Raw genomic sequence first — 15,668 nt, forward strand, 5'->3', positions numbered from 1 at the left:
TTTACGCTACTCTATGCTCTTGTTCAGTAGATGGCAAGTCCATAAACTTCGCTAAATTACGTGCTAAAGTGTCACGCATTTCACGACGGTCAACAATCATGTCGATTGCACCGTGCTCTAGTAAGAACTCTGAACGTTGGAAACCTTCAGGTAATGTTTCACGAACAGTTTGCTCAATTACACGAGGACCTGCGAAACCGATAAGCGCTTTAGGCTCAGCAACATTGATATCACCAAGCATTGCCAGTGAAGCAGATACACCACCCATTGTAGGGTCGGTCATCACTGAGATAAATGGTAAACCTTTTTCACTCATTTTAGCCAGTGCTGCACTGGTTTTAGCCATTTGCATCAATGACATAAGTGCTTCTTGCATACGCGCACCACCTGATGCGGAGAAACATACTAATGGCATGTTGTGCTCTAAACATTCGTTTACGGCATCAACAAAACGCGCACCTACCACTGATGCCATTGAACCACCCATGAATGAGAATTCAAAAGCAACAGCAGCAACCGGCATACCTTTAAGACGACCCGTCATCGCAACAAGTGCATCTTTTTCGCCACTGACTTTTTGCGCAGCTGTAATTCTGTCAGAGTATTTTTTAGAGTCTTTAAATTTAAGCACATCTTTCGGCTCGTGCTCGACGCCAATTTCTTTACGATCAGCATCGTCTAAAAACATTTCAAGGCGCTGACGTGCGCTTATACGCATGTGGTGATCACACTTAGGACATACATTGTGTGATTTTTCTAATTCTGCTTTATACAAAATTGCATCACATGATGAACATTTTGCCCAAACACCTTCTGGGACTTCTTTTTTGTTATTACCTGATGATTTGGTGGTTCTAGGTAAGATTTTTTCTAACCAACTCATTTGCAATTCTCTTATGCTAATTCTGTGTTGTGGCGTCTGTATTCATTCAGACAAACTGAAGTCATTAAACCATGATTTATTAGACAAAGGTATAAAAAACTGGTCGTATAAGTCTTAAATAAGCCGCCATAATTCATTAACTAACCCAAGCTTTCGCTTTAAAATTACTCAATCTCAGTATCTGGTAAGAATAAAGGACCAAGTGGTGTCGACGGTATTTGCCATTGCTCTGGGTAATCGACATCGACTAAATACAGACCATTCGGCTTTGCTGTGGCGCTTGCTTGAGTTCTGTCTTTAAGTGCCAGTAATTCTGCCATCCATTCAGGTGGATATTTACCCGTACCAATATCAAGTAAAGTGCCTGTAATATTTCTTACCATATGGTGAAGAAAGGCATTGGCTTTCACGTCAATGATGACAAAGTTACCTACACGCTCGACACTTAAATGCAGCATTTTTCGAAATGGTGTGTTTGATTGGCAATGCACAGCACGAAAAGACGTGAAGTCTTGCTCACCTAACATAACAGGACAAGCCGCTTGCATCAGCTTTTCATCAAGCGGATGATGGTAATGTGTCACACCGCTTCTTAAAATACCAGGGCGATATGGGTTATTGTAAATCACATAGCGATAGCGTCGTGCGGTTGCACTAAAACGAGCATGAAATTCATCATCGACCACTTGCGCAAACTGTATTGCAATATCGTCAGGCAGTTGCGAATTAGCACCTAGCGTAAATGCGCTCATGTCTCGCTCTGAGTGAGTATCAAAATGCACCACCTGCCCAGTCGCATGAACACCTGCATCTGTTCGACCTGCACACACCACTTCGACTTCATGGTTACAAATGCGAGACAGAACAGTTTCTAACTCTTGTTGAATACTGTTTACATGAGACTGTCTTTGCCAACCACTGTATTGAGCGCCGTTATATTCGATACCAAGTGCTACACGCATGAATTTATTACCTCTGTCTAGACTAGCGCAGCATTCTAAGCCATCGCGACTTTGAATTAAAGAGAGAACTGAGAGCTAGAAAAAATAAAGGAGGCTAACGCCTCCTTTATTACTGATTGTTTAAATGACCAAAACTCAGCGTATACATTAAGACTGTATTTTGTCTTTCAGTGAGCTCGCTTCAGCTTGGACTGATTCAGGACCTGCATTTATCACTTCTTCGATAATGGCGAGTGCACTCTCACTGTCATCTATTTCAATATATGCTCTGGCTAAATCTAGTTTTGCAGAAAAACCGTCGGCTTCTAAATCAACATCAGGGGCATTCTCGCCTGCAAGCAAGTCATCAAAATCACCTAAACCAACATCCATATTCGCTTCTTGATAAGGCTCTTCTGCTGTTTCAAAGTCATCACTTTCTGCGAGTAAGTCGTCAATTTCTAGATATTCTTCAACGTCTGGCTGAGAAACATCATCATCGCTTTCAATCGGAACATCTAATGTGCCAAGATCTTTATTTAACTCTTCACTTAATAGCGCATCTAAATTGAGCTCAACGTCATCTAATGATTCTGTATCGATTGGTTCTGGCTCAGCTAAATCATTCAGCAAAGCATCAAAGTCAGTATCAGAAATCTCTGACATAAACTGATCTTCTATCGCCGCTTCATCAATGGTTAGCTCAACAGGTGATTCAACTTCTTCGTTGTTAGCAAGATCATCAAGCTCGTTTAAAAACGCCTCTGGAGATATTGCTTCAAGATCCGTTAAAGCTTGCTCAGTTTGAATATCACTTTCAAGTTCATCTTCGATACTGTCAACTATTGACGTATCGTCACTTGGCAACTCAGAATCATCCTCTTGAACGGCTTCTTCTTGAGCTGATGTATCTTGAACTTCTAACGCTTGCTCTTCTGTTGCAGCTTCTAGCGCCGCATCTTCGTCAAACTCCGGGAAGTCTTCGATTTCCAGTTCATCAGCAATGTTATCTGCAATTAGCTCATCTTCGATACTGTCAGCAATTAACGAACTGTCGGTTGGTAGTTCAGAGTCTTCTTCCTGAATTGTTTCATCTTCAACTGGTGTATCTTGAATTTCTAGAGTTTGCTCTTCTGTTGCAGCCTCTAGCGCGGCATCTTCGTCAAATTCAGGGAAGTCTTCGATTTCCAGTTCATCATCAATGTTATCTGCAATTAGCTCATCTTCGATACTGTCAGCAATTAACGAACTGTCGGTTGGTAGCTCAGAGTCTTCTTCCTGAATTGTTTCATCTTCAACTGGTGTATCTTGAATTTCTAGAGTTTGCTCTTCTGTTGCGGCCTCTACCGCAGCATCTTCGCCAAATTCAGGGAAGTCTTCGATTTCCAGTTCATCTTCTTCTTGAAGTGACTCTTCTTGAACTGGTGTATCTTGAATTTCTAGAGTTTGCTCTTCTGTTGCGGCCTCTAGCGCAGCATCTTCGTCAAATTCAGGGAAGTCTTCGATTTCCAGTTCATCATCAATGTTATCTGCAATTAGCTCATCTTCGGTACTGTCAGCAATTAACGAATTACCGGTTGGTTGCTCAGAGTCTTCTTCCTGAATTATATCTTCAGCTGGTGTATCTTGAAGTTCTAACGCTTGCTCTTCAATCTCAGCCTCTAGCTCATCATCTTCGCCAAATTCAGGAAAGTCTTCGACTTCTTGTTCATCATTGATGTTTTCTGCTACTGGAACATTCTTATTTTGTTCAGAATCTAATCGCTCACTATCAGTGTCAGATAAATCACCTAACTCTGGCTCATTATCATCTTCTAATAAATCATCAAAAGAAAGTTCATCATCTGTGAGTAAATCATCGTCAAGTGTGCTATCTGATGTTACACCCGCTTCTAATGCTTGCGATAATTCCTGCTCAGTTTCACTGATATTTAGAAGGTCCTCATCCAGTTCTTCATCTAGATCTAGTTCAGGGTAACTCTCTAATTCTGCACTTGGTGTAACAGTATCAACTTCAGGCAACTCTTCTTCAGATGATAAATCAATATCATCTGAAAGCGGATCATCACCAAGCTCCACTTCTCCGTCATACTCATCATCATTTTGCCACTCATCTTCAGACTCTAGCTCTTCTAGCATTTCATCAACACTTTTCAAAGGTGCCTGTGGTGATTGAGCTTCAGGTTCCGTCGGTATGTCGTCATCAATATCAGTTGAAGTATGTTGATTCATTGCATTTAACTCATCAACAATACTCTGCTCAACAGATTTAGGCTCTAATAATTCATTTTCAGAAGTTGCAGGTTCATCGACTAAATTATCTTCTAGGGAACCATCCAACTCATCGATTGCGATGTCATCTTCTAAGCTTTCAACTTCTTCAGTCGGGTCAAGTTCACTTATTTCTTGGATTTCATCAACGGTTTCTTCACTTAACTCTTCTTCAAAGTCAGTCTCGTCGATTAATTCGTCTAGCGCTGCATCAAGCTCATTTTCATCTGTTGAAGTAGGTTCTGTTAATAAATCATCTTCAAGGAGGTCATCTAAATCATCAAGTGCGATGTCATCTTCTGAAGTTACAACTTCCTCTGTTACTTCAGGTGATGCTTTCACATCATCAACAGTTTCTTCTCTTAATTCTTCTTCAAAGTCTGGCTCATCAATTAAATCATCCAGCGCTGCATCAAACTCATTTTCATCAGTTGATGCCGGTTCTGTTAATAAATCATCTTCAAGGAGATCATCTAAATCATCGAGCGCAATGTCATCTTCTGAAGTTACAACTTCCTCTTCTATTTCAGGTGATGCTGTCTCTGGGGCTTCGTCAACAGTTTCTTCCCTTAATTCTTCTTCAAAGTTTGGCTCGTTGATTATTTCGTCTAGCGCTGCATCAAACTCGTTTTCATCAGTTGATGCCGGTTCTGTTAATAAATCATCTTCAAGGAGGTCATCTAAATCATCAAGTGCGATGTCATCTTCTGAAGATTCAACTTCTTCGGTAGGCTCATTTGCCCCTGTAGCTTCCTCAACGGTTTCTTCACTTAACTCTTCTTCGAAGTCTGGCTCTTCGATTAATTCGTCTAGGGCTTCATCAAGCTCGTTTTCATCTGATACCGGTTCTGTTACTAAATCATCTTCAAGGAGACCATCTAAATCATCAAGTGCGATGTCATCTTCTGAAGTTACAACTTCCTCAGTTATTTCAGGTATGGCTGTCTCTTGAACTAAATCAACGTTCTCTTCGCTTAATTCTTCTTCAAAACTTGGCTCGTCGATTAATTCGTCTACCGCTGCATCAAGCTCGTTTTCTTCTGATTTAGATTCTGTTAATAAATCATCTTCAAGGAGACCATCTAAATCATCGAGTGCGATGTCATCTTCTGAAGATTCAACTTCTTCGGTAGGCTCATTTGCCCCTGTAGCTTCCTCAACGGTTTCTTCACTTAACTCTTCTTCAAAGTCTGGCTCGTTGATTATTTCGTCTAGCGCTGCATCAAGCTCGTTTTCATCTGTTGAAGTAGGCTCGTTTTCATCTGTTGATGCCTGCTCTGCTAATAAATCATCTTCAAGGAGATCATCTAAATCATCGAGTGCGATGTCATCTTCTGAAGATGCTATTTCTTTGGTAGGCTCATTCGCCCCTGTAACTTCCTCAACGGCTTCTTCATTTAATTCTTCATCGAAGTCTGGTTCATCGATTAAATCATCAATATCAAGATCCAAGTCATCTGCTTCTGACGGATCTTCATTAATCGATAAATCATCTTGGTTTGATTCTGCGATTAGAGAATCAATGTCATCTAAATCAACATTATCTTCTTCGATGTGATCACTCTCGAGGTTCTCTTGAACTTGAGTTTTATCTAGTAGTGCGTCTATGTCATCGGTATCTAGATCTTCTGAAGCGACATCATCAAGTAAACTATCAATGTCGTCAGCATCTACTTGTTTGGATTCATCGCCTGTCGTATCTGGAGTCTCTTCTGCTGTACCGCCTACTTCGTCTAAAAGATCATCTATATTATCAATATCAAAATCGTCTTCATCGTTGATCTCAACAGCAGGCTCGTCAGTTTGCGCAACTTCATCTAATAAGTTATCAATATCATCCAGATCAAAGTCTTCATCTGCTCCTTCAGAACTTTCATCCTTTGGGGGCTGTTCTGCAACCTCATCAATTAAGCTGTCAATATCATCTAAATCAAAGTCGTCTTCAGTACTTTCTGGTTCTTCAGTCGCAGTCTCATCTAAAATAGAATCTATATCGACATCTTCTTGCTGTTCAGTGGCAAGTTCTTCACTAAGCGCAGCCAAAGCATCATCACTAACGTCTAATTCGTCATCAGATGAGTCGCCGGTTTCATTAAATAGATCATCAAGGTCATCAGAGCTTAAAATATCGTCGCTGTTTGAACTTCCACCATCTAAGTCAACCATATCATCGAGCGAATCGTCAGCATCGAAGTTTTGCTGTAAGAAGTCATCTAAATCATCACCTTCAGAGCCATCATCGAATGCTACATCGTCCCCTAACAAGCTATCTAGCTCGTCTTGATCAAGCGTGTCATTACCTGCTTCAAAGCTATCATCTTCCAAAGAATCAAACATCATGTCGTCATCTTCAGGCAAGATGTCATCGTCTAGCTGTACGCTATCTTCAACTGGTACGCTACTATCTAACGGTGGTACATCTAAGTCGAGTGGATCAGCCACTGCTGCACCTGCTACTCCTGCGGCTGCGGCGGCTCCTGCTGCAGCTGGTGCTTGGGGTAGGAAATCATCTTCGTCATCAGTATTATTAGCATTCTTACGTTTACGCAAGAACATCACTAATCCACCAATCACTAATAAGGCTGGTAAAGTTGCCAAAACCCCAATCATTACAGGGTTTGAGAGTAAGTCAGCACTTTGCTCTTCTTGCTGCTGTGCTCTTTGACGTTCAATTAGGGCATTTTGAAGTTCGATGACCGACTGCAGCTGTTGCTGAATTTCAGAATCTTGGCCAAGTTGGTTGCGAACATTTTGCAGCTCTTCTGAAATGTTTGTTAGCTGGCCTTTTAGCTTGTTGTTTTCTTCTAGTATTTCTTCAACACTGCGAACCGAGTTCTTAAATTGTGATTGTAGCTCTTGTAGCTTTGCATCTTGCTCCATTTGCAATGACTTAAGCTGCGAAGTAAGTTGCTGTTGTGCATTATCAACATCGATTTTTCGCGCTTGAGTAACTTTTTTTTGCGCTTCTTCAATGGTTTGGTTATCGAGCATGCCGCTCTTTTTTAGCTCCCACAAGTCATCGTCTTGATCAGAGCGCTGCTTTGCTATGGCTGGGTTCTCACGACGCATTTCTGCAATGGTCGGTATTTTAAGATATGCGCCGTCGCGCATGTGATTTAAGTTTTTATCTAAAAAAGCATTCGGGTTTTTGCGATAAAGGGCGCTCATTACTTGATAAACAGTAACAGAGCCGTCATCAGGCCTAATTTTTTGCGCAATTCGCCACAAAGTATCCGAGGGCTTTATTGGGCCGATAGAGCGACCCATTTGACCATAATCGGCATTCTTAGGGCCCTTTAAAATGGTACCGTCTTGTGTGTAGGCTGGTATGGTTATCAATGCAAATGCAAAGAAACAAATAAACACTAAACCGCGCATGTTGATCCTTTAGATATCATGTCCAACATCGTGCTAAACATTAAAATATTGCTAATGGTGGCTTTTGCAAGCTCTATTCCAACTGCAAACTATAAACCAGTTACATTGGAATATCTATGGCAAAGCTTTGATAAATAGTGCCTAGAGCGTACTAAAGTATGAGAAGATGTGAACAAAGAATATTGTTTATAGTCAATATATTGGCTGGTTTTTGAACGGGCAGCTATAAAAAGCGGCAAAACCCTGCCGAAGCGGGGTTTTGCCATTGCGAATTAGAGGTAGTTATTTACTAACTCTTCAGCTATTTGCACGCTGTTAGTCGCTGCACCCTTGCGAGTGTTATCAGAAACTACCCATAGGTTTAAACCATGTGGGTGCGAAATATCAGCGCGTAAACGGCCAACATACACAGTATCATTACCGCTAGCGTCAGACACAGGCGTTGGGTAATCATTTTCGTCTTCAATGAGTTCAACACCAGGTGCATCGTTAAGTAACTGCTTAACCTGCTCTAAGTCATATGGCATGCGCGTTTCTAAATGAATGGCTTCTGCATGGCCAAAGAACACTGGCACACGCACTGCTGTTGGGTTCACCATTACCGAGCTGTCACCTAAGATCTTTTGCGTCTCCCACACCATTTTCATTTCTTCTTTGGTATAGCCATTTTCTTGGAAGGCATCGATTTGTGGGATCACGTTAAACGCGATTTGCTTAGGGAAAATGTCGTTTTCCATCGGACGTGCATTCATTAGGTTAGCTGTTTGCTTTGCCAGCTCATCAACCGCTTCTTTACCAGCACCAGAAACCGCTTGGTATGTAGATACATTGATACGGTCGATTCCATAAGCATCGTAAATAGGCTTAAGCGCCACCAGCATTTGAATCGTAGAACAGTTTGGGTTTGCAATAATGTTGCGATTTCTGAAATCTGCTAAGTTATGCGCGTTTACTTCAGGCACGATTAATGGAACGTCATAGTCATACCTGAAATGTGAGGTATTATCGATCACAACACAACCTGCTTCTGCGGCAATGGGTGCATATTTTTCTGACACACTGCCACCAGCAGAAAATAAACCTATATGTGCGTTCGAAAAATCAAACTCTTCTACATCTAAAACCGTCACTTTTTCACCGTTAAAGTCAATTTCTTCACCCGCACTTCTGCTGCTTGCAAGCGGGAAAAGCTGATCAACAGGAAACTTACGTTCAGCTAATGTTTCTATGATTTGACGACCCACAAGGCCTGTTGCGCCAAGCACGGCGACATTAAATTTCTGAGACATTTGACCTCATCCTATTCTGAAACTGTAAAGCCAAGTGTTGCGAGTTGTTCCGCAAACTGACTACCATTATTTTTGACTGTCACTGTACTGAATTCACGTCTTACTGGATAAGACTTACGAAGGTGATCAAAGCCCTTCTCAGACAGTGATTTTCTTAAAATGCCATCATCTCGTCTAACATCGTAAACCAGATGAACAAGTCGACCTAAGTCGCCTTGGGTAAAATTATCTTGTAATGTGACTTCTGTGATCACAGGCTTTGGTAAAAAGTCACTTAACTGTTTCTCTGCTGGGATATCTAATAGCTCACATACCTTTTGATACAGCATTTGCGTACCACGAGCTTTGCCCTCAAGAGTGTGCCCTGCGATATGCACACTGCTGTAGCGTACAAAAGGCAATAACTCAGTTAAGATATTTGGTTCGTTTTCCCATACATCTAACACCAGCTCTAACTGCTTTCCATCTTGTAAAGCTTGAAGTAATGCTTGGTTGTCGATGACTTCGCCACGACACGCATTGATCACCAGCATATTATCTTTTAATTTTGCAATACGCGCTGAATCTATTAAATGCAGAGTTTTGTGTTTACCTGTTTTAACTAATGGCACATGAAATGACACGATGTCAGATTGCGCTAATAACTCGTCTAACTCAACATGCTCTTCAAGTTCACCATTTTCAAACTTGATTGGATCACATAACAGTAAATTGATACCACTGCCTTGCAGCTTTTTACGTAAACACTGACCAATGTTGCCCACACCGACAATACCTAACGTTTTACCTTGCAAGCTTGTTGATGTTTCTTGCGCATAGGCATAAAGTGCGCTGATCACATACTCTGCGACAGCAATAGCGTTGCAGCCCGGTGCGCTGCTGAATGCAATATCTTTGTTGTCGAGTAATTCAGTATCAATATGATCAATACCTATGGTTGCAGTACCCACAAATTTTAGCTTTTTAGCATACTGTAATAGCTCAGCGTTAACTTTCGTTACTGAGCGAGTCAATAAAATATCAACATCTTCGATTTGTTCGGGCTTGGCATTGCGCCCATCAAATCGCGTTACACTGCCTAAATCAGCAAAATATTCCTCAACTAAGGGCATATTTTGATCTGCCAAAATCTTCATCTATTTTTTCCGTGGTAACTGCAAAAGCGCATTGTAACCGCGGTATCAATAAATTGCGACTCAGCGACTTTGATTCGGCAGCTTTAATGGCCAGATAACTGGACAAAACCATTAAATCGTGCAAATTTCAAACTCATCAGATGACTTGCAATCATTAGCAGTAAGAGCTAGTCTAAAGCTTAGTGGTCAGACCACCATAACAAGGAAAACAATATGACTCTGATTTTTGTATTAATTTTAATCGCGCTACTCAGTGTCGCTAGCTATCACAGAGCTAGTTGGCATAGCTGCGTAGCGGTAGCTGGGGCAACCTTGCTAGTCGGTACAATAGCTGGTGCATTTGGTGCTTTATCTTGGCTTATTTTCTTAGCCATCGTATTGCCTTTATCGCTAAGCAACATTCGTCAACAGTATATCAGTGGCCCGCTTTTCAAAGCATTTAAAAAGGTCACGCCAACTATGTCAGAAACTGAGAAGTCGGCAATCGATGCAGGTACTACTTGGTGGGAAGCTGATCTATTCTGCGGCAACCCAGACTGGCGTAAACTTCACCAATATCCTAAGCCACGTTTAACACCTGAAGAACAAGCTTTCTTAGACGGTCCGGTTGAAGAAGTGTGTGCCATGCTTGACGATTGGAAAGCAACACACGAATTAACTGATTTACCAGAAGACGTTTGGCAATATCTTAAAGACAACAAATTCTTCGCGATGATCATCAAGAAGCAATATGGCGGTCTTGAGTTTTCAGCTTATGCGCAATCTTGTGTGCTGCAAAAGCTAACCAGTAAATCAACGCTTCTATCTTCAATTGTTGGTGTACCAAACTCGTTAGGTCCGGGTGAGCTACTACAACACTATGGTACGCAAGAGCAAAAAGACCATTATCTTCCTCGCCTTGCCAAAGGTGATGAAATTCCATGTTTCGCATTAACGTCTCCTGAAGCAGGTTCTGATGCCTCTTCTATTCCTGATTTCGGTGTGGTTTGTAAAGGCGAATGGAACGGCGAAGAAACGTTAGGTATTCGTTTAACTTGGAATAAGCGTTACATCACGCTTGCCCCTGTTGCAACTGTATTAGGTTTAGCGTTTAAACTACGTGACCCTGACGGTTTACTGGGTGATGACAAAGAACCAGGTATTACGTGTGCGCTGATCCCAACTAACACACCAGGTGTTAAAATTGGTCGTCGCCACTTCCCACTGAACGTGCCATTCCAAAATGGTCCAACGCAAGGTGAAGATATCTTCGTGCCTATCGACTACATCATTGGTGGCGCAAAAATGGCCGGTCAAGGTTGGCGCATGCTGGTTGAGTGCTTATCTGTGGGTCGTGTTATCACACTACCTTCAAACTCTACAGGTGGCATCAAATCTTTGGCACTTGCAAGTGGCGCATACAGCCGTATTCGTCGTCAGTTCAAATTACCAATCGGTAAGATGGAAGGTATCGAAGAAGCATTGGCTAAATTAGGTGGTTATGCCTACAGCACTGACGCTGCAGTTACAATGTCGACAGGTGCTGTCGACTTAGGTGAAAAGCCATCTGTTGTTTCAGCTATTCTTAAATACCATTTAACTGAGCAGATGCGCGACTCTACCAAGCATGCGATGGACATCCATGGTGGTAAAGGTATCTGTTTAGGCCCTAACAACTATTTAGGCCGTGGCTACCAAGGCGCTCCAATTGCGATTACCGTTGAAGGCGCAAATATCCTGACGCGTAATATGATCATTTACGGTCAAGGTGCAATTCGCTGTCACCCATTTGTACTTGCTGAGCTTAATGCAGTGTCAATGGAAGACAAACGCGAAGCGCTTAACAGCTTTGATAAGTCGCTAATGGGCCATATTGGTTTCACTATTTCTAACCTTGTGCGTACTAAGTGGCTTGCATTAACTGGTGCGCGTTTTACGAAAGTACCTTTCAATGACGAAACAGCTGATTACTACCGTAACGCAGCACGCTTCAGTGCAGCTTTAGCCTTTATGTCTGATATCTGTATGGCAGTATTTGGTGGCTCACTAAAACGTAAAGAGCGTATTTCTGCACGTTTAGGTGACTTACTAAGTTATTTATACCTAGTATCTGCAACACTAAAACGCTACAACGATGAAGGCCGTCAAATCGAAGACCTTCCGTTTGTACAGTGGAGCTGTCAAGAACACCTATACCTATGTCAGCGTGCATTAGCAGATCTGATCAACAATATGCCATTTGCACCACTGCGTTTCGCGCTTAAATTAATGCTATTCCCATTCGGTCGCCCTGTTCGCAAGCCAACCGATAAGCTAGAGCAAAAAGTAGCACGTTTACTGCAAACGCCAAATAACGCACGTAGCCGTTTAGCTGCACACATCTACACAACTGATGAGCCGTTAAACCTACTTGGTAAACAAGAGCAAACGCTTAAAGATATCTTAGATATTGAGCCGTTGTTCGATAAGATTTGCCGTGCAAAAGGTCAGAAAATCCCATTCATGCAGTTAGACAAAGTGGCAGCAGATGCACTAGACGCCGGCATTATCTCTAAAGATGAAGCTGACAAGCTTGCCGCTGTTGAAGCGAAACGTCTTGCAGTTATTAACGTAGATGACTTTGACCCAGCTGATTTATTAGCAGGTAAAGCGCGCGTGTCTGAAACGAACTCAAGCGCAGCATAAGTTTAATACTCAAATGAAAACGCCAGCAAATGCTGGCGTTTTTTTATTTAATTCTTAGCTCGCTAGAGTGGCTAGTTAGTTAATAAAACAGGTATTAATGACATTTACCAGTTTGGCACGCATTAAAGTTTTTATAATGACTAAAAGCAACTATTAAACTGCCAAAAATAGTCAACAATTTCTCGCCTTCTGCAGGCATTAAATCGTGTACAAAAAAAGCAGCAAATAGAAGTACAGCTATACCGAGAGAGCCGTAACCAAATAGCTGCCACTGCTTATGCTTTTTACACCCTAAAGTCAGCCCGCCTAAGCTAGTCAGTAAAACCCCCACAAGTAACCATCGATGAAACGACTCATCACTGAAAAACATTGCGCCCACAGCCGGTAAAAGTGCCGTAATTAGAGGTAATAATAAGCAATGCAGCACACACAGAGCTGAAAAGCTGATTGCAAACTTGTCTAACTTACTGGTTAAGTCTCTCATTTTTATATTGCCTTATTCTATTTTCTTAAAGCGATACCTAGCGACTGAGTTTGCACTGGGTACCGCTGTCGATAGTTTGCTTAGAAAACGCCTCTGATACCAAGCGCAATACTTCTGCCTGGTCGTGGGGCTAACTCTTTCAAGAATGAGCTATGTACTCTCGCTTCTGTGTCTGTCAGGTTGTGACCTTTTGCATAGAAAGTAACTTCATGCTCGCCAACAGGTAAATGGTAGGCAATAGACGCATCAACCATAGTGTATCCATCTGTCGCTGTTTCAAGGTATGCAATCTTGTCTTGCTTTTGATAACGAATAACGTCCAGATTTGCACTGAATTGGCCAGTCTGATAATTAAATTTGGTACCAAAACGCAGTGGTGGGATCATAGGCAAATCACCGCCTTTGTCTAAACTCGCATTCACATAATCAGTAAAGAACTCTGTCTTTAGTTCGCTAGTTACTTGCCAAGCAAATTGAGCTTCGAAGCCATACAGGGTGACATCATCTGTTTTAAACACATACACAGGTAATTCATCAGAATGCTCATCATGACCTTCATGATCGCCGTGGTCGTGGCTATCATGATCGTGCTCACCATGATCATGATGCTCATGACCACTTGGCGCAAACACTTCTGTCGGTGTCTGATAATAATAGTTATCAACTTGGTTATAGAACACATTGACTACAACACCAAAGTCCCCTTCAAGCTTTCTAAAAGTCAGATCAATGTTGTTCGCTGTTTCTAGTTCTACATCCTGCTTTGTATCAAAGTCAAAGTGCACATTTTCTGTTTCGTGCAAATCAAACATTGCACCCACTTCAAAGGTGCGTGTGCCAATGTGAGGCCCAAATGAGAACAGCTCAGCAGCTGAAGGGGCTCGTTGAGAGCGAGAAACAGACACGCCTAAGTTATAGCCCGGTGTAAAGTCCCACACTAAACCAGCTGAAAGGCTAACTGGGTTGAACTCTTGGTCGACTGCGAATACGCGACCTTCCGCACCGTGGTCGTGGTCGTGGTCGTGGTCGTGGTCGTGGTCGTGGTCGTGGTCGTGGTCGTGGTCATCATGCACATGAAGCTCAACTTCAGGCAACATGACTTTTGGTGCATCAATAGTTACACGCTCAACTCGTGCACCTAACTGTAATAAAACATCGTCAAAGTGACGCTCTTCCATCCAAGCAAATGCCAAAGTTTCAGTTTCTGATGGCGGTGTAAATGCTTCAGCACCCTGTGCTGAGAAATCACTGCGTTTATAATGAAGACTAAAACCACCTCGCCAGCCATTCATGTCGCGATGGAGTGCATCAAACTTTGCTTCAACAGTTTCGTTCGCGAAAATAGTCCCCACTACTCCATGCTCTATCTCAGCATGTTCATAATCGGTGTAAGCAACACGTGTGTGTAAGCTATCAATAAGACTATCAGTGAATCGCAGCTCACTTAATAACTGAACACGGTCTTGTTCTAGCTCAGCAAAAACAGGTACTTCTTCATCACCATGGCTATGACCAGGAATGCCATATTCACGTTCTAATTTACCGACAGATACGCCCACATACCCATTATCTAAGATATAGCTTGCACCTGCTGTAGCGCCCTTTGACTCTTCACCGCTGTTGGCAATTTTATCACTACCATGCTCATCTGTTACTGGTACTTTGTAGTCATCAGATTCTCTATAAAAACCATCAAAGTGCACTGCGATATTATCGCTGCCAGTATTAATATTTACTGATGCTAATTTCTGGTTATCTACTGAATCATGCTCTATTAGCCATTCTCCAGATTGCTCGACTTCTCTTGGGACACGTTTATCAACAACATTGACAACACCACCAATTGCACCACTACCGTAGAACAAAGTGGCAGGACCTCGAAGTACTTCAATTTGCTCAGCCGTTGATGCTTCTGAAGACACTGAGTGATCAGGGCCAACACGAGATGCATCACTCACATCTAAGCCATTTTGGGTAATTAAAACGCGAGGACCACTTAAACCGCGGATAATTGGAGTACTTGCCACACCAGCATGGAAGTTAGTATGAACACCCACCTCTTTGGCTAAACTGTCACCTAAAGTTGCTGACTGTTGATTACGTAGCGCATCGCCTGATAAAACACTGACAGGTGTTGCTGATTCCATATTTGACGCATGAAATGGGCTTGCAACCACATCAATAACTTCAATGGCTGAAGGCGTTAAAGATACTTTTACATCTTGTAGGCCTGACTCAGTTAAATTGTAGCTCGAGTTAAAATGTGCAAAACCAGAGGCCGCTGCATGTAACTCTACTTTTCCAGGCTTAATGCCTGATATAACAAACTCACCTTTTGAATTTGTTTCAACAGTTTGCAGACTGCCCATAATAGTGACTTTAGCGTTAGCAACTGGTTGATTATTTTTATCTAAAACAGTGCCTGAAACTTGGTTTGCAATTGCAGAAAATGGAAGTGCTGCTGAAAGTAGCAACATTACGGGAGATAACTTAAACATCAGTGCCTCAAGTAAGATAGAATAAAATTGATATAATATAACATATCTAAAATACACTATTTCTTAGGCTGCTAAAACCCGTTTTAAGAATTATTATTATTTAAAAACAATAAAGGCCCTTTCG

General features: G+C 42.0%; 8 protein-coding genes. 1 reads left to right on the top strand and 7 read right to left on the bottom strand.

The window, feature by feature from the left end:
- Nucleotide 1: 1 nt before the first annotated feature.
- The 5 genes from accD to AC1HJP_RS03635 form a co-directional block, all read right to left on the bottom strand.
- A complete protein-coding gene (accD, locus tag AC1HJP_RS03615) occupies nt 2-883 on the bottom strand; it encodes an acetyl-CoA carboxylase, carboxyltransferase subunit beta (protein ID WP_480360405.1) in 882 nt (293 codons plus the stop codon).
- A gap of 164 nt (nt 884-1,047) precedes the next feature.
- Nucleotides 1,048-1,845, bottom strand: coding sequence for a tRNA pseudouridine(38-40) synthase TruA (gene truA / locus AC1HJP_RS03620; protein WP_138480924.1), 798 nt, complete (start codon nt 1,843-1,845; stop codon nt 1,048-1,050).
- A gap of 147 nt (nt 1,846-1,992) precedes the next feature.
- On the bottom strand, nt 1,993-7,473 hold the full coding sequence (locus AC1HJP_RS03625; protein WP_480360406.1) for a FimV/HubP family polar landmark protein: 5,481 nt from the start codon (nt 7,471-7,473) through the stop codon (nt 1,993-1,995).
- 272 nt (nt 7,474-7,745) lie between these two features.
- Nucleotides 7,746-8,762: an aspartate-semialdehyde dehydrogenase gene (locus AC1HJP_RS03630; RefSeq protein WP_480360407.1), complete on the bottom strand. Its 1,017-nt coding sequence runs from the start codon at nt 8,760-8,762 to the stop codon at nt 7,746-7,748.
- A gap of 11 nt (nt 8,763-8,773) precedes the next feature.
- Nucleotides 8,774-9,898 (bottom strand): 4-phosphoerythronate dehydrogenase, encoded by a 1,125-nt coding sequence (locus tag AC1HJP_RS03635; RefSeq protein ID WP_480360408.1) that lies wholly within the window; start codon nt 9,896-9,898, stop codon nt 8,774-8,776.
- A 213-nt stretch (nt 9,899-10,111) separates the two neighbouring features.
- Here AC1HJP_RS03635 and fadE point away from each other — a divergent pair, with 213 nt between their 5' ends.
- Nucleotides 10,112-12,562, top strand: a complete 2,451-nt coding sequence (gene fadE / locus AC1HJP_RS03640) for an acyl-CoA dehydrogenase FadE (protein WP_404394338.1) — start codon at nt 10,112-10,114, stop codon at nt 12,560-12,562.
- Between the two features lie 94 nt (nt 12,563-12,656).
- On the opposite strand, the gene AC1HJP_RS03645 is transcribed toward fadE, so the two are convergent.
- Together AC1HJP_RS03645 and AC1HJP_RS03650 are read right to left on the bottom strand one after the other, a co-directional pair.
- On the bottom strand, nt 12,657-13,046 hold the full coding sequence (locus AC1HJP_RS03645; protein ID WP_480360409.1) for a MerC domain-containing protein: 390 nt from the start codon (nt 13,044-13,046) through the stop codon (nt 12,657-12,659).
- An 80-nt stretch (nt 13,047-13,126) separates the two neighbouring features.
- The gene (locus AC1HJP_RS03650) at nt 13,127-15,544 is read right to left on the bottom strand and encodes a TonB-dependent receptor (protein WP_480360410.1); all 2,418 of its coding nucleotides are present in this window, start codon (nt 15,542-15,544) and stop codon (nt 13,127-13,129) included.
- Nucleotides 15,545-15,668 lie beyond the last annotated feature (124 nt).

The organism is Pseudoalteromonas sp. NFXS53 (assembly GCF_056629255.1).